We start from the raw sequence: 16,337 nt of genomic DNA, 5'->3' as shown, positions 1-16,337 counted from the left end.
GCACCGCGCTTCCTCTCTCTTGCACCGTGATTCCCTACTCTTGCTACACGCCACCTCGCTCTTGCTACACACCACCCTGCTCTTGCACCACGCTACCGCTCTCTTGCACCATGTCGAATGCTATATTCACACCAAAAAAAGGCATAACTCATCACGAGTTATGCCTTCATGAAACAAGGGGGCGGTTTCGGTTATTTTACTTATGCTGCGTCTTCTGCTGCTTCAATGTCTTCTTGAGAAATAAGGTCTGTGACAGCGACATCAATGAGATCTCCTACCCATTGCAAGCGCTCTGCTGATTCGGTCAATTGTGTCTTCTGGTGTGTGATACCAAGGCTCAGGTCTTGCGGCTCCTGGAGGTGTGCCTGGCTCCATCCAGATGTAAAGTGCGGCATCAATTCCAGCGTCATGGAACGGAACATGATCTGAGCGTCCCATTCGATGAAGTGTATAATCGTTGTGATCATAGCCTAATACTTCAGCTGAATGAACAGAAGAGTCCCAAACTGCATTTTCTTCACCGTCTACGGTCGTAATGTGCATTTGAGAAGCATCTTCATAGTCTGTCGCAATCATGTCAAGATTATAGTTTGCAGCACTGCGCTCAATCTCTTCTTCAGATAATTGTGCGACGTACTCACGGGCTCCTACTAATCCGATTTCTTCTGCTCCAAAGGCGATAAAGCGTACTTCTTTGTCACTTGGTACATCTTGTAAAACTCGTGCTAATTCAATAATGGCTGCTGTTCCTGAAGCATTGTCGTTTGCTCCCGGGGAGACGCTTACGCTGTCATAGTGCGCAGTTACGTAAACAATTTCAGGGTTTTCAACACCGTCTGCTTCTTTAACTGCTATAACGTTTTGAGACTCAGCTTGTCCATTACGAATATCAAAGAGATGTTGTTCTGTTTCATAACCTAGTCGTTCAAACTCTCTTTCGATGTATGCCGCTGCTTCACGCTCTGAATCTGCGCCTGCTACTCTCGGCCCAATTGTTTCACTTAAGTGCGAAATGTGACCCATCGCACGATCTACATCAAATACGAGTTCATAATAGTCCATTAAATCATATGCAAATGTATAAAGCATGGAGTACGCTTCATCAGTCATTTGATCTTGATAACGGTTTAACAACGCTTGGAATCCTCGCGTATGTTCTAAAAGACGATCTTCTTGTCCACGATTTTCAAAGTGTGCGAGAGTTGTTGTATGAAGATCAAGCGCACGATGAATGGCCGTCGTAGAGAAGGCTCCATCTTCATCTAAAATGTCTACAAAATCATTTAAATGACTTGCTGTTACTCGCGGTTGCTCACAAGATGAAAGAGGCAATGCGTTCACTTCGTTATACAACGCATCTGAATCCATAAGCTTTGGAATGACCGTCATCATCGGTTGTCCCATTGAAACGAACGTGCCGTACGTACTTACCTTTTCAGTCTCAAGGGAAAAGGCGTCTACGATATGTCCAAGTTCATCTACTTGTTGTTCATGCAATAGGTATCCACAGTAGTGAGGGTCTTGCACAATGGTTGGATCCCAGTTGTCCGCTCCATCGAAGTAAAAAGGAGTGGCACCTGTCGCTCCATCTTGCGCTCGTTTTTCTGGCGCAGCTTGAACAGCTTCACCAATCTCTTCAAACTGTTCTGTGTAAAAATCAAACGTTGCTTCAATGGTTGCCATCTGTGCATCGACTCGTTTTACTGGTTCTTGCATTCCTGCCGTTTCCGTTAACAAGCCTAAGCCATGACGTAAGCCGAGCATGTTTCTAGAAATTCGCTCGTCACCATTTCCAGCTCCACCAGGCGTTCCATAAATCCCAGTTGTGAAGCCTTGTTCTGCAATATCATCAATAAGTACGTCTTCAACGAGCGATTCACTTAAAGCCCGAATGTCTTCATCAATGTTCAAGTTTCTTGGCCATAAAAATTCAATGTCTGGGTTACCGTATGCTCTTGGTCGCTCATGGGCATCGACCGTTAAGTCTGGTTGATACGTATCTAGCACTCCTGCAAGTGCTCTCGTTTCAGGTTGTTCAAGCACGAGATGGTCTCGGTTCATATCAACATTGTTGGCGTTTGCTCGTTGATCACGAATAAATCCGTCTGGATTTGCTGTTGGCACAAAGAGTACAGTGGATTCTTCAAGTTGCTCAAGAATTCCCTCATCGTCAGTAAACGCGAGATCTCTCATAAATTGCAATGCCATCTCTCGTCCTGCTGGTTCGTTTCCGTGCTGTGTAGCAACAACGAGCATATTGCGACCTTCTGCTACTTCTTCATCCGTTAACGATTGATCACCAATTCGTACGAGATGAATAGGTCTTCCTTCAACCGTTTGTCCAACTTCTGAATAAGAAGCAAGATCTGATTCAGACAACTCATTCAGAAAATTAATTTCTTCATCAAACGTAGACCATTGTTCTTGATTACGATCTTCAAAGCCTGTCGATGGGGGTGCCAAAGTAGCAGAGCCTTCATCAGCTGAGGCGACTTGAATAGAGCTCGTTGCAAACAGCAGAGCGCCTAATGCAAGCCAGGAACGTTTTTGAATATATTTGCTTCGACTCATAAAAACCTCCCGATAGATTGTTTTATTTAAAAAAAATTAAAAAGAATAAGATTAAATCAAAATTTCAGCTATTCGATATCTTGTGTTGCAATGAACGTCCAATCCAGTTGCAGAGAATCACCTTGGAATTGGTTCAAATCAGCGTCCACATCACCTTTAAAGTTAAACTGCACAACGAGATCATGACTTTCACCTACAGGCAATCCACGATCACCAAGCTCTGGATAAAAGATGTTCTGGTTGACCGCTTCTGGAGACATATCTTGAAGCTCACTTAACGTCGTCTCGTAGATGACTTCATCAAAATTATTGACGTTATAGAGAAACTCAACTTCAATGAAATCTCCGAAATCATCGGTGTTATCACCTTTTACGTCAATGACACGGTAATTCGTATCAATTGTCACAGAACCGATGTCTAAACTACCATCATTCACAAGCTCAAAATCTTCAATAAAGGAGTCGCCAGGCTTGATGTTGTCTACTTCAATAATCTGGTTTGGACTAGCACTTAAATCCAACGTACCAGCTGCAAACGTATTATTCGTCGTCACGCTGTCGCTAAAGTAGGCATACGTTCCCCCTCCAATTAGCGTAAGTCCTAGTGCCGCAGTTGCAACACCTAACCCGAGTTGCTTTTTTTACATTGTTGTTACTCATGACCATTCCTCCTAAAGTGAGTTATATTATGCAACGCCCAACAACTATTCTTGTTGGGACGATGACACCGTTTGTTGTTGTTCTTTACTCAATCGATCAACTTCACGTAACGCTTGTACAATCGTATACAGCGAGTAAAGAACGAGTAGAATGCCAGGAATTATGAACAAGAAAATTACACCAACATCGGATGACACAAATGAAAACACATGCCCTAAGTATGGAATCGTCATGCCAGTATATTCACCAACAACCATCGACGGCTCGAGTACTTGTGTATCCGGAAGAGGGTTGTTGTCCCCTTTTGTTATGTAACTTTGACCACCGTCAACGACTTCGTGAATACGGTGAGTGACGAGTGGACCTTCATACGTTTGAAACGTAACAACATCGCCAACTTGGTATACTCCTGGTTCATCGACCGCCCGAACGAGAATAACGGAACCTGTATCAATGCCTGGCTCCATTGAGCCTGACAATACCGTTTTAATTTGATATCCGAATAGACTCGGCTCACCATCAGTGACTTGGGTCGTTACGACCGCCGCAACTGTGACGAGTAAGATGATGGTGAGCAATGTGGTTAACGCTCCACTAAGAATCGAGGTTACTTTTTTCATCGCTTTCACTCCAATTTTCGACTGTGACCGTTCCATTTACTTGCTCGAGGTCGACAAACATCGCTTCTGTAGGTGTTGAATGTAGTGCGATGAATATCAACAGGAAGTAGCTGAAACCTATGTAGACGAGAAGCTTCACTCTTTTCATCTGCTCACTCCTGAAATACAGAAAATAATCATATTAATACAAAATGTTCTTTCTTTTTACAAAAATCTTAACATTGTGTGGTTAATCCGAATAGTCAATGACTACCGCTCTTATACAACACGTCTTCGAATTTAGCGAAAAAAACGAGCACAAGAACCTAGATTTATGAATGATGATCAAATGTCATATACCGACTATTGAAGTTCATAAAACCCAAATATATCCATTTATACTGAGGCTATACTTTCGATATTAACGATGAAATCATTTTCATTTTTACAACCATTGATACATTAACGTTTATGCACCGTAATGACTAACTATCGAGAAGTTCATCCATAAGTCCTGTAGTCACAAACAGCAAAAAACTACGAAATTGGTCGATTAAGCACAATCGATTTCGCAGTTTTTCTTGAATACACACGTTATGAAGTACCTCAACACGACTTCCACTGAACTGGTCTATGTAAGTCGTGTCGTTAAGGTGCATTTACTAACGTCCAACGGACAGATCCTTCAAATGATCCAACTCTTTGATGAGGGGCTGTTTGTAGAAGTACGCCTTCATCGATCTGCCATTGAATTGGATGCTCCACCCCATTATGCGTTGGTTTGTAAACGAGAATGGAGCTATTTGATAAGACCGTTTTTTTCCTTGTTCTTATTAACGAACACAATCGCTTCTGGTAGCACCACTTCTGAATGAAGCATCGAGGTGAGAGGCTTTTCGAGTGCCGCATGAACACGCCAACTAGGTGAATGCTCACCGGTTTCATCTACAACGTTCAAATGACTATGCCCTTGTTGACGAGTGTGAATGGTCGATTGATCGTTTACAGGAACGCTCCCAAAGTTGAATGCCGTTGGTACATTCTCAAAATAGACATTGCCTGGTTGTACACGCACGATTGCTTCTTTTACACGTAAAGATGTCCCACTTTGATCCGTACCACCTACTTTTAAACTATAATCACCTGGCCTTTGCAGGTGATCTTGATCGACAACATCATTACGCGTTGCGATAAATTGAGCATTGTTACTCAACTCACCAGTAAACACATTCCTCACCGAAACATAATCAAGAAATTGAAAAGGTTCACCGTCATTATTAAACGGTAGTTCAATTACGGGTAGACCATTTTCTAATGGCAATGAACTGCCATCATGATTATGAAACACAATTTCAGAGTTCCACGTTTGCAATGTTCGGTGGGAAACACCAGGAACACCACCACGATCTAACGTAAACGTACTTGAGAATGGCAATGCTTTATTTGGATGAGGAGGCAATAAACCATCTTCAAAGTTCATCGCTTTAAGGTCTGCATCAATCCTTAATGTTACTTCTCGGTCCCTTCCAATTAGTCCAATAATGTTCAAAAGCCATTCAAAAATGTTTGAACTATACTGCGTATTAAGCGTGATTTTATTTTGACCTTGTACGACAATAAAATCATTTTTATTAATCTGACGAGACCTTGACCCCATTTGGATGCTAGCACTCGTTATCGATTGTGCAAATTGTTCAACTGGAATCTCAGCTGGCAATTGGATGTCGATTTTAAATTCATTGCTAGCTACTAAATTGAGGATCCCATAAAAATAAGCTGTGTTCTTCGTTTCTAAACGCAATGTTCCAGCTGAAAAAGTATAATCTCCCATCGGTGTATGCGTCAATGAAAGTGATGAGTTTCTCACATTCATCGTTTCATACAAGACTTCTTGCTCTATGACTTCTCGTTCTACTAATGGTTCTTCGTCCTCTTCGGGTACATTCTCTTCTTGTTCGATCTCATCTTCAGCTGGTGCTTCATCTTCTTTTTCAATGGTTTCTTCTGGATTCTCCGTGTGATCAATTGACTCTTCACCTTCATCATGATCACGATTCTCAGCAGGTAACGATTCATCAATCTGATCGACTATGTCTTCTTGTTCTTCGTTTTCTTCAATTTCTTCGTGAATCTCTTCTTCTTCAAGTTCCTCACATACGTAGTCTTCATCGTCCACTTCACAATCTTCGAGTTCAGTTCCCTCTACGTAAGGTTGAATGGACAACAATAGAATGAGACTTAAACTTTGAATGAATACTTTCATGAACGACCACGTCGACCTAAAATGAATGCAATTGGCACGAAAAGAATCGCAATGACCATCATGATCATCATCCAATAAGGGAAAGATCCTGTCGATTCTTCTTCAATCATTTCCGCTTCAGCAAAATCTTCCTCCTCAATCGTAAATTCCTCTTCCCACACCCATTCGTCGACGTCGTTTGTCGCCGTAACGTTTGCAATATAGGTGCCTGGCTTTAAAACTTCAGACAGTTCTACCCCATACGTGACCGCCGAACGCGGTGCCATTCGACCATCTACTTTTTCATGTGACGCAATCCGTTCACCTTCATCTGTAAATATTTCAGTTACAACCGTCAAGTCATCTATAATAATTGCAGTATCATTTTGAAATGATACGTTAATACGTGGTCTATTCTCATGCGTAATCGGTTCGACATCGATAAAACTTAATTCTGGTTCAATTGCTCCATGTTGTTCATGATCATTCGTCAGTTGTAAACCAATGAGATACGCGTATTCATTTGAAATGCCACCATTTGTTATGTTTTCATCGTAGGCTTCTTCAAAATACAAACCTCCGAGTAAAATCCCGTCAAAAGCTTGATCGGGAACTTGTACGGCGACATCGATTGTCTTCACTTCGTGAGGGCCAAGAGTAACACTCGGCTCTACACCGATGAAATTCGTAATTTCACTCTCCGCCTCAATGTAATCAATCACAAAGTGCTCATTTGTCACAGCAGGAAACAGCGAAGCGTTTACTGTAACTTCATTTGAACTCAGATTGTGAAGAACAACTTCAAAATCCGTGGACTCAGTAGGATCTAGTTGCAGTTCATAATAAGACTCGTTTCCATCGATTTGTTCTTCTGGAAATAGTGGTGTAACCGTAAATGACGGCTCATTTGCATACATCGTATCAGAATAAACTACAAACATGAGCACACTAACAATCACAGCATAACAATACTTCACTTCATACACCTCACACTGTTCATCATTCTATTCATCGTGACAATAAGGGCTGCTCATGCAGCCCCATCGTTAAGGTGTACTTAAAAGCATCCACGTAATTGTCGTCGAATAGTCATCCACTCGAGCCGTTCCTGGTGGCACAACAAGCTCCAGGTTTGTAGGTAAGAAGTTTGTTTCCCAAGTTCCTAACCCTTCATTTACTCCTGCACTTATGATTGATTGTGCAGCATCCGTCACCCGAATCGTTCCAGAGAGTGAAGGAGGGTTAGAGACGTTTGATGAATCAGATGAGATTGATGAAGGCGTTAGCAAAAGCTCAGCACCTGTTAATTCAGCATTTTCTGATGCTAATTGTGGAGCACGTACGTGCACGTCCCATCCCGCACCAGTTCCTCGGTTGTCTGTCACTTCTACGAAACGTTCAATACCGTCTGTTACCGTATATGTTTGAGAAGATGAAGAGATCGACTGCTCACCGAAGCTAAAATCTTCTAATACTTGTTCAAAGCGAAGCGCCCCATCAGGATCCCCGGGGTCTCCATCACGTACAAAGTTTACTTGAACTTCAGTCGTCCCCTCTCTCCCTTCTGCCCCTACATCTGACACGATAAATCCACTTGAGATCACACCAATACCCACCAAGCTAAGCCACAATTTCTTTGACACTCCAACGCCTCCTCAATGAAAATACTAGACTTTACTCACTGAGTATATTAACGATCGCAATTAAAAATGCCAGAAACCAAGCTAACTAACAAAACCTTTTTCCTAGAGATTACAGTTCAATTAGTATCATAAAAAGAAAACATCACCCGACTTGAGTGATGCTTTCTTTTTGCGTCTTATTATTACATTAGACTTTACTGTTAAACACTTCTTCTAACAACACTCTTTCGGTAAACCCTCCTCTTTCTTCTCCTTTTTTTATGCGAACCTTCTCAATGTCGGAAAACGTTACCCCATGCATCTTTGCTAATGAATAGACAACTTCTAACACATCACTTAACTCTTCCACAGCTTGATCCTCACTAGTTGTGTCTAAATACTCCTTAACTTCTTCTTGTAATTTTTCTCGTGATTTATTTTTGTAATCTTCTAACGACAAAATTCGAGTTGAACATGATTTGCCTTGTTTTTCAATAATTTCAGGAATACGATCACGGACTAACTTATTATAAATTGTCACGTAGCTCCCCTCCAATAAAGAATAGTAACAAAAAAAGCCCGGCACCAAGTACCGAGCTCAACCTCAATCTGTATAATACATAAAACCAATGGCTCCTTCACCTGTGTGTGTACTGATGACAGGTGTTGTTGATTGGATCGACACTTTGTGTTCACTTAATTTCTCACGAAGCTTATGAGCAAGTTCCAAGCCGTTTGCGTGCGAAATACTCACGCCTTTGACTATTTTACCTTCAGTGTCTTGTTTGAAGTGATTCATTAATGTTTGAACGACTTGATTTTGTGTTCGCACTTTCGTGACCGGTGTGTAGACACCGTCTTCTAGGGCCGCTATCGGTTTCAACTTGAGCAGCGAGCCGATAAATGCTTTCCCACGACCGATGCGCCCACCCTTTAATAAGTTCTCAAGTGTACTCACAACGACGAAAATCTTCGAGTTCTTACGCACGTGATCTAAACGCTCTAGAATCTCGTCCATACTCTTGCCTTCACTTGCCATCGTTGCTGCTTCAATGACTTGGAACCCTAAGGCATTAGCAATAAACGTAGAGTCTACAACCGTTACGTCTGCGTCTGCTTGTTCTGCAGCAATACTTGCTGCTTTATACGTCCCACTCATTCCTGAAGTCATATGAATGGATAAAATTTGGCTACCATCCTTGCCTAATTCCTCATACGTTTCAATAAGTTCCCCAAGAGAGGGTTGAGACGTTTTTGGTAATTCTTCTGCTTCTCTCATCATTCTAAAAAAACGATCTGGATTCAAGTCAACGCCATCTTTGTAACTATTGTTATCTATTAAAATCGTCAAGGGGACGACCGTGACTTGATGATGTTCAAGAACCTCCTCGGGGAGATCTGTCGTCGAGTCGGTCACAATCTTAATCTTGTCCATCCTACGTTCACCTCTTTATGATGTACCTGCTTTCCTTAGTGTACCAGTCCATCGGTGATTTCGGAACTATAAATAGAAAAAAAGCCCGAGAAATCTCGGGCTCTTCCAACATTAGGAAGCTTGGACGACAATTTGATCATTAATTACTGTCACTTGCATTGCATTTGCGTGTTCATTTTCAAGCATGGCATCGCTAATTCCATCTTCAACGTGCTCTTCAATAATTCTGCGTAGTGGGCGTGCACCAAAGGCAGGGTCATAACCTAATTCTACGATTTTTTTCTTTTGCTTTTTGATCAACCGTAAGCGTAACTTTTCGCTCGTTAGCCACTTCCGTTAAATCGGTAAGCATAAGATCTACAATCGATAGCAAATGTTCCTTCGTCAACGCATTGAATTGAACAATGGCATCAAAGCGGTTAAGAAATTCTGGTCTAAAATAATCTTGCAAGCCTTGTGTAACTTGCTTTTGATCGTCTTCACTAGCTCCAAATCCGACCGTTGCTTTTTTTAACTGAGCTGCCGGCATTTGACGTCATAATGATGACGGTATCTTTGAAGCTTACTGTACGACCTTGAGAATCCGTTAAACGACCGTCCTCCATAATTTGCAAGAACATATGCTGAATGTCTGGATGTGCTTTTTCAATTTCATCTAGCAAAATAATACTATACGGCTTTCTTCGTACTTGCTCTGTTAACTGGCCTGCATCTTCATGACCGACATAACCAGGCGGTGAACCGATCAATTTAGACGCAGAGTGCTTCTCCATATACTCACTCATATCAAAGCGAATCATCGCATCTTTGTCACCGAACAATTCTACAGCAAGTTGCTTCGTCAATTCTGTTTTACCGACACCGGTCGGTCCAACGAATAAGAATGAACCAATCGGACGATTGCCACGACGTAACCCTGTACGGTTTCTACGAATGGCTTTCGTAACTTTATTGACGGCTTCTTCTTGCCCGATCACTGATTGATCTAATCGTTCTGGTAAGTTGCGCATTTTTTTGTTGTTCATCTTCTTGCAAGCGACGGACTGGAATTCCTGTCTTTGCTTCAACGAGTGCTTCGATTGCTGCAACGTGGATGACGTTATCTTTATTGTCTTGTTTCGTTGCTTGTTGTTTTTCTCGTAGTTGCAGTTCTTCAGTACGAAGTTGTGCTGCTCGTTCATACTCTTCTTTACTTGCTGCGTCAGCTTTTTCTTGTTGAATGACATCAAGCCGTTCTTGAATTTCGTCGATCGTGCTCTCAGAAATGTGCAAGTTCATTTTTGCGCCCGCTTCATCCATTAAGTCAATCGCTTTATCTGGTAAGAAACGATCCTGAATGTAGCGATTTGATAATTGCACCGCAGCTTCTATCGCTTTATCGCTATATTCAACTTCATGATACTTCTCATAGTACGGTTTTAAACCGAGTAAGATCTTTTGCGCATCTTCAGTTGAAGGTTCATCGACCATCACTGGTTGGAAGCGTCGTTCAAGAGCTGCGTCCTTTTCGATTTTGCGGTATTCGTTTAATGTTGTTGCACCAATAAGTTGAAGCTCACCACGTGCGAGCGCTGGTTTCATGATGTTGCCTGCATCTGATGATCCTTCGGCAGAGCCAGCACCGACAATCTGATGAATCTCATCGATAAATAAAATGACATCGTCGCGCTGCTTCATTTCTTCGATTAGTTGCTTCATTCTCTCTTCAAACTGACCTCTAACACCCGTTCCAGCTACAAGAGAAGTCACATCCAACAAGTAAATTTGCTTGTTCTTTAATTTCTTTGGGACTTCACCTTGGACAATTTTACGTGCAAGCCCTTCAGCAATAGCCGTCTTACCAACACCAGGTTCACCGATTAAGACTGGGTTGTTTTTGTTACGGCGGTTTAATGTCTCAATGACACGTTCAACTTCTGCATCTCGTCCGATCACCGGATCAATTGTTCCGTTATTCGCATCCGCAGTTAAGTTTTTGCCTAATTCATCTAGAATTCCACCTGAATTCATTTCATCGGTAGTCATCGTGTATTGCTGCTTCGAGCTTTGACCATTCATTGCATTGTATGGAGAACTTGCAGCAAAACCTGATGGTTGGTGCATTTGATTCTGGATCTCTTTATAACACGTCTCACATAAGTGCATCTGGTGTTGATGTCCGTTCATTCGAAAGCGTATTTGAATACGAGCTTGGTTCGTTTGACAATGAGTACAGTTCATCATGGTTTTCCTCCTCGTTCTTTCTTAACGGTTTTTATTGTTGTTGTTTTGACTTTGACTATATTTAACCTTTCTTAACTCCATTATAGTTTGACTATCTTTGACTTTCAAGTGTTTCGTTAAAATTTTTTTTGAGGATCGTTTTTCCAGTTTGGGAACACTATGCCATATGGGAGGTGTGACTTTGTTGCTTCACTTGCTTTTTTACGGTCTTTGTTTCATTTGGATTGCGGAGTTTTTATAAAAAAAAGAGCAACAAACCGCCAAGAAGGACAGTAGTTTTTATTTTATCTTGTTTGCCGTCATCGTCATCGTTGCGACCGCAAGCTTTACCGCCAACAGCTTTGGCTTTGACTTTTACTTTATTCAACTACTCGGTGTCGTATTGTTTGGTTTTGGTATTTTTTTACGCTACTGGTCCATAAAAAGTCTAGGAAATGCTTTCACACGAGGGATCGATGCAAAGCAAGATATGGTTCTGTCATCCAAAGGACCGTATCAGTTACTGCGGCACCCTTTATACGTTGGTCTAGCATTAATCGTGTTCGGCTTCGCTCTGTTTATGCAATCACCCATTGCAATGATGATGTCAGTTAGTCTATTTCCATTTGCTTTATGGGTAAGAATTCGAAAAGAAGAATCTGCGCTTCACCTTACATTAAAAGGAAGGTACGACCAGTGGAAGAAAAAAACGCTGGGTAGTGTTCCCTTGGATTTATTAAAAATTAGGAGTGATATCGATGACTAGCGTAACGATTGTTGGAGGGGGATTAGGCGGTCTCTCCGCTGCAATTAGCCTCGCTTCTGAAGGCTTTGATGTAACTGTTCTTGAGCAAAACGAGCGCATTGGTGGGAAGTGCAATGTACGCGAAGGAGAAGGGTTTTCGTTTGATACGGGGCCTTCAATTTTGACGATGCCTTGGGTTTTAGAACAACTATTTGAACGTGCAGGCGAGAACTTGCACGATTATGTAACGCTTACTCGTGTAGAACCTCAATGGCGAACGTTTTTCGAAGACGGAGAAACGATTGATTTACATGGTGATTTACCGACAATGTTAAAAGAAATTGAGCGCATTTCAAAAGCAGATGCGCAAGGATTTTTGCAATATATGAATTACAGCTCAAAGATGTACGAGCTATGCATGAAAAGTTTTTATAAGCGAAGCTTGACCGGGTTAACGGAATTACGAAGTTATCACACACTGCCAGAGCTGTTAAAGCTTGATCCATTAAAAAGTATGGCATCAGGAACGAAGCGTTACATTGAAGATCCTCACCTTCAACAATTGTTAAACTTTCTCGTCATGTATGTAGGATCCTCTCCCTATCAAGCACCAGCCGTGATGTCTCAACTTGCTCACGTTCAATTTGGACTTGGTATTTATTATGTTGAGGGTGGATTATACAACATCGTAAAAGCGATGGAACAAGTATTAACAAAACTAGGGGTTACGATTAAGACGGAGACAAAGGTTACGAAAATCGTAAACGAGAAAGGCATGGTTACTGGTGTTGAGTTAGCATCTGGTCAAACGTTCAAAAGTGATTATGTCGTCTCAAACCGTGAAGTTGTTTCTACTTATGCTGATTTGTTGCCTGAACATACGAACAAACCACTCATTCACAAATATGAACCGACCGTCTCTGGACTCGTCTTATTACTCGGCATAAATCGAGATTATGAACAGCTTGCACACCACAATTTCTTTTTCTCAAAAGATCCTGAACTTGAGTTCAAACAGATCTATGAAGAAAAACGTCCAGCAGATGATCCGACAGTGTACATTGGCATCTCTTCAAAAAGCGATCCAACACAAGCACCAGAAGGGAAAGCGAACTTTTTCATTCTCACACATGTGCCTCCATTAAACGATAATGAAAATTGGCAAGAACAATACGGATCGTACCGCGATGTTGTGCTTTCCAAATTAGAACGGAACGGCTTAACTGGGCTTCGGGATTGTATTGAATTCGACTATACATTTACACCGAATGACCTCCACGATCTCTACGGTTCGGTCGGTGGTTCCATATACGGGGTAACGGCAAATCGTAAGACGAACGGCGGTTTTAAAATTCCAAGTCAAAGTAGCGCTTACCACAACTTGTATTTCGTTGGAGGTTCCACACACCCCGGCGGAGGCGTACCGATGGTTACATTGTCTGGTCAACTTACCGCTGATCTCATCGTTGAATCACAACAAACAACAAATAAAAGCTCAAAACACATCATCTAACGTTCGGGGTCAGTCCCCCATGCTTTAAAGCGATGGGGGACTGACCCCGAAGTTATTTGAGGATGCGCCCCATGATAATGAGATCCATATACTGTCCGTCATCTAGTTTAATGGCATGCACTTTGCGGCCTTCTTGAACGAACCCTTGTTTAATGTAGAGGTGAATGGCGCCAATGTTCTGAGAAAACACTTCTAAACTTACCTTCTCAACCGTTTCATGTCGTTCCACCCAGTCAAACAGAGCACGAAGAAGTAAATCACCAATGCTTGATTTCTCCAATGCTCACGTACACTCATTCCGAGAGTACCGTCATGTTGATTTCGCCTGCGACCTCCTCCATGAAAATCGAGAAAACCGACAACCTTACCATCAAGCTCTGCAACAATTGCCAATTTGTTTTTGTGATCATACATATCCGACAGAAACTTCTCTTCTTCTTTTAACGTTAAAGTAAATTCCTCACGGGTCGTTAGTAAGTAAGGGGCTTCTGCTAACACCTCTTCATTGAATCCAAGAATTGCTTTTGCATCTTTTACGGTCGCTGTTCGAATGATGATATTGTGGCTATTCTTTGCTTGGGTCGTTTGAGTTAGAATTGCACCCATACCTTATCCCCCTTCGTATGCTCTTCAATAACGAATTCGACAATCACCTACACTTTCCTGCCCGGCTTTTGTGTCGAAAAACAAAACAAAAAAAACGCTTGCTAGGATAGCAAGCGTTTCTTAATTCATTCTTAACGAGGTTGACGTCGACGATCTTGGCGTCTTCCACCAGACGATTGTGGTCCACGACTTCCTCCACCGCCACCACCGCTAGAGCGACGACGATTACGGTTTCTACCGTCACGATCTTCGTAGAAACGGCGTCCACCTTTTTTTATGCTTAGAACTTGGCGCTTTTGAGCGCTTTTTGTTAACGACAGGACGTTCACCAGTTAATGTCTTCATTGGTTCTTTCGTGTCGTTTTGAATTGATGCAAGCGCTGCAGCTACAACGTCTTTCGCATCATACGATTGTAGTAATTTCTCGGCAGTTGCTTCGAAATTCGCTTGCCCGTTGCTCTGAATTACTTTTACAAGCTCATCAGCTAAACGAGATTGACGTACATCGCTTGCTTCTTCTTTCGAAGGAAGATCAATCGTTTTGATTTTCCCTTTTGTTTCACGCTCAATCATACTTAAATGATCCATCTCAACCGGTGCTGCAAATGTGTATGCTTTACCAGATTGACCCGCACGTCCTGTTCGTCCAATTCGGTGAACATAGCTTTCGGATTCTTGAGGAATGTCAAAGTTAAAGACGTGACTAACACCCGATACGTCAATTCCACGAGCCGCAACGTCTGTTGCAACGAGGAATTTCACTGATCCTTGCTTAAAACGACGCAAAACGTTCGTACGCTGTGCTTGCTTTAAGTCACCATGGATTCCCGCAGCTGCATAGCCTTGATGCTCAAGAGCTTCTGATAATTCATCAACACGACGCTTTGTACGCCCGAAAATGATCGCAAGCTCTGGATCTTCAAGCTCAATAATACGAGTAAGAGCAAGTAATTTGTGCTTTTCTGGTACTTTTACCGCAAATTGCTCGATGTTATCAACGTTAACGTCTTCGCTTTAACCGAAACCGTTTTAGGATCCTTCATAAAGCGATCAGAGACTTTCTTAAGACGAGTTGGCATTGTCGCTGAGAATAGCAACGTTTGACGCTCATCTGGAACCTCTTCAAGAATCGCTTCAATGTCTTCGACGAATCCCATGCTAAGCATTTCATCTGCCTCATCTAGGACAACTGTCTCAATTGAAGCAGGACGAATTGTACGACGACGTGTATGGTCCATGTAACGTCCAGGCGTCGCAACGACAATTTGTGGGCGTGATTTTAGTTCACGGATTTGGCGGCTGATGTCAGCTCCACCATAAACTGCAACGGTTTTCACCTTTTTATTGCGCCCTAAACGAGTAAGCTCATCAGCAACTTGTACTGCAAGCTCACGAGTCGGTGCTAAGACAAGTGCTTGAACGTTCGGGTTATCCATGTCAATCTTCTCTAACATTGGAAGACCGAATGCTGTTGTTTTTCCTGTTCCTGTTTGTGCTTGGCCAATAACGTCATGACCTTCTCGTGCTACAGGTAATACTTGTTCTTGGATTGGGGTTGCTTCTTCGAAACCCATTTTTTCAATGCTCTCGAGTAACTCAAGAGGCAAATCTAATTCATTAAACTTCATTCAAAAAAATGCTCCTTTACATCTCTTTTCTCTATTTCTTCTAAGGAATGTATGATGCAAAAGCGCTCGAAGACTTCCAATCCCAAAAACGGAACGAACCTAATCACGATAATTCCACTAAACCTAAGTCTAGCTCACTTTTGCACAATAGAAAGGAGTATATTCCATATGGAATATACCCCTCTATTCCTGAGTATTCAGCTCTTCTTAAAGACCTACTACGTTAGCAGCTTGTGGTCCGCGGTCGCCTTCAACGATTTCAAATTCAACGTCTTGACCTTCTTCAAGAGTCTTGAAACCTTCTGCTTGGATCGCAGAGAAGTGTACGAATACGTCGTCTCCGTCTTCACGCTCGATAAAACCGAAACCTTTTTCAGCGTTAAACCATTTTACTTTACCAGTCATGCTTGTGGCCTCCTTTGAATAGGCGGTTCAAAAAGGTACGTTCCTTCTTGAACAAAAAAAATTAGTGTAAAATAATTGAAAAGATGGTGAACCTTTTTGCGTCCTAAAC

General features: G+C 42.1%; 15 protein-coding genes and 2 pseudogenes. 2 read left to right on the top strand and 15 right to left on the bottom strand.

Annotated elements, in window-relative coordinates:
* Nucleotides 1-261 precede the first annotated feature (261 nt).
* The 10 genes and pseudogenes from JCM19055_RS30385 to JCM19055_RS18850 all read right to left on the bottom strand — a co-directional run bounded on the left by JCM19055_RS30385 (nt 262) and on the right by JCM19055_RS18850 (nt 11,349).
* Nucleotides 262-2,571 (bottom strand): DUF2817 domain-containing protein, encoded by a 2,310-nt coding sequence (locus tag JCM19055_RS30385; RefSeq protein WP_052366541.1) that lies wholly within the window; start codon nt 2,569-2,571, stop codon nt 262-264.
* Between the two features lie 68 nt (nt 2,572-2,639).
* Nucleotides 2,640-3,212: pseudogene (locus JCM19055_RS18885) on the bottom strand (TasA family protein); the annotation flags it as partial.
* 63 nt (nt 3,213-3,275) lie between these two features.
* Nucleotides 3,276-3,851, bottom strand: a complete 576-nt coding sequence (sipW, locus tag JCM19055_RS18880) for a signal peptidase I SipW (protein ID WP_042360848.1) — start codon at nt 3,849-3,851, stop codon at nt 3,276-3,278.
* Entirely contained in the window at nt 3,826-3,999 is a 174-nt protein-coding gene (locus JCM19055_RS27670; RefSeq protein ID WP_193745141.1) for a hypothetical protein, read from the bottom strand. The genes sipW and JCM19055_RS27670 overlap by 26 nt, the downstream gene beginning before the upstream one ends.
* A gap of 630 nt (nt 4,000-4,629) precedes the next feature.
* Nucleotides 4,630-6,093: a hypothetical protein gene (locus JCM19055_RS18875; protein WP_042360847.1), complete on the bottom strand. Its 1,464-nt coding sequence runs from the start codon at nt 6,091-6,093 to the stop codon at nt 4,630-4,632.
* Nucleotides 6,090-7,049, bottom strand: a complete 960-nt coding sequence (locus tag JCM19055_RS18870; RefSeq protein WP_042360846.1) for a DUF916 and DUF3324 domain-containing protein — start codon at nt 7,047-7,049, stop codon at nt 6,090-6,092. Before JCM19055_RS18870 ends, JCM19055_RS18875 begins: the two co-directional genes overlap by 4 nt.
* A 69-nt stretch (nt 7,050-7,118) precedes the next feature.
* Nucleotides 7,119-7,715: a WxL domain-containing protein gene (locus JCM19055_RS18865; protein WP_052366540.1), complete on the bottom strand. Its 597-nt coding sequence runs from the start codon at nt 7,713-7,715 to the stop codon at nt 7,119-7,121.
* A 187-nt stretch (nt 7,716-7,902) separates the two neighbouring features.
* Nucleotides 7,903-8,235 (bottom strand): nucleoside triphosphate pyrophosphohydrolase, encoded by a 333-nt coding sequence (locus JCM19055_RS18860; protein WP_042360845.1) that lies wholly within the window; start codon nt 8,233-8,235, stop codon nt 7,903-7,905.
* 63 nt (nt 8,236-8,298) lie between these two features.
* Nucleotides 8,299-9,129: a DegV family protein gene (locus JCM19055_RS18855; protein ID WP_042360844.1), complete on the bottom strand. Its 831-nt coding sequence runs from the start codon at nt 9,127-9,129 to the stop codon at nt 8,299-8,301.
* Nucleotides 9,130-9,240: 111 nt separating this feature from the next.
* A pseudogene (locus tag JCM19055_RS18850) lies at nt 9,241-11,349 on the bottom strand (ATP-dependent Clp protease ATP-binding subunit).
* A 292-nt stretch (nt 11,350-11,641) separates the two neighbouring features.
* Between JCM19055_RS18850 and JCM19055_RS24640 the strand changes: the two are divergent.
* A complete protein-coding gene (locus JCM19055_RS24640; protein ID WP_052366539.1) occupies nt 11,642-12,097 on the top strand; it encodes an isoprenylcysteine carboxylmethyltransferase family protein in 456 nt (151 codons plus the stop codon).
* Nucleotides 12,090-13,589, top strand: coding sequence for an NAD(P)/FAD-dependent oxidoreductase (locus JCM19055_RS18840; protein WP_042360843.1), 1,500 nt, complete (start codon nt 12,090-12,092; stop codon nt 13,587-13,589). Before JCM19055_RS24640 ends, JCM19055_RS18840 begins: the two co-directional genes overlap by 8 nt.
* A 52-nt stretch (nt 13,590-13,641) precedes the next feature.
* Here JCM19055_RS18840 and JCM19055_RS30380 read toward each other — a convergent pair whose 3' ends face one another.
* The 5 genes from JCM19055_RS30380 to JCM19055_RS18820 form a co-directional block, all read right to left on the bottom strand.
* Complete coding sequence (locus JCM19055_RS30380; RefSeq protein WP_265182359.1) at nt 13,642-13,818, bottom strand: GNAT family N-acetyltransferase; 177 nt, start codon at nt 13,816-13,818, stop codon at nt 13,642-13,644.
* Nucleotides 13,788-14,195, bottom strand: coding sequence for a GNAT family N-acetyltransferase (locus tag JCM19055_RS18835; protein WP_052366538.1), 408 nt, complete (start codon nt 14,193-14,195; stop codon nt 13,788-13,790). The genes JCM19055_RS30380 and JCM19055_RS18835 overlap by 31 nt, the downstream gene beginning before the upstream one ends.
* Before the next feature lie 240 nt (nt 14,196-14,435).
* A complete protein-coding gene (locus tag JCM19055_RS30375; protein ID WP_265182363.1) occupies nt 14,436-15,095 on the bottom strand; it encodes a C-terminal helicase domain-containing protein in 660 nt (219 codons plus the stop codon).
* 71 nt (nt 15,096-15,166) lie between these two features.
* Nucleotides 15,167-15,823, bottom strand: coding sequence for a DEAD/DEAH box helicase (locus tag JCM19055_RS30370; RefSeq protein ID WP_265182358.1), 657 nt, complete (start codon nt 15,821-15,823; stop codon nt 15,167-15,169).
* Nucleotides 15,824-16,030: 207 nt separating this feature from the next.
* The gene (locus JCM19055_RS18820) at nt 16,031-16,228 is read right to left on the bottom strand and encodes a cold shock domain-containing protein (protein WP_042360841.1); all 198 of its coding nucleotides are present in this window, start codon (nt 16,226-16,228) and stop codon (nt 16,031-16,033) included.
* Nucleotides 16,229-16,337: the final 109 nt, after the last annotated feature.

Source organism: Geomicrobium sp. JCM 19055, from assembly GCF_000698185.1.
In the GTDB taxonomy this organism is placed as follows: Bacteria; Bacillota; Bacilli; order Bacillales; family Marinococcaceae; genus Geomicrobium_A; species Geomicrobium_A sediminis.
Note: the sequence above shows the minus strand (reverse complement) of the source record. Positions and strands in the feature narration are given on the sequence as shown.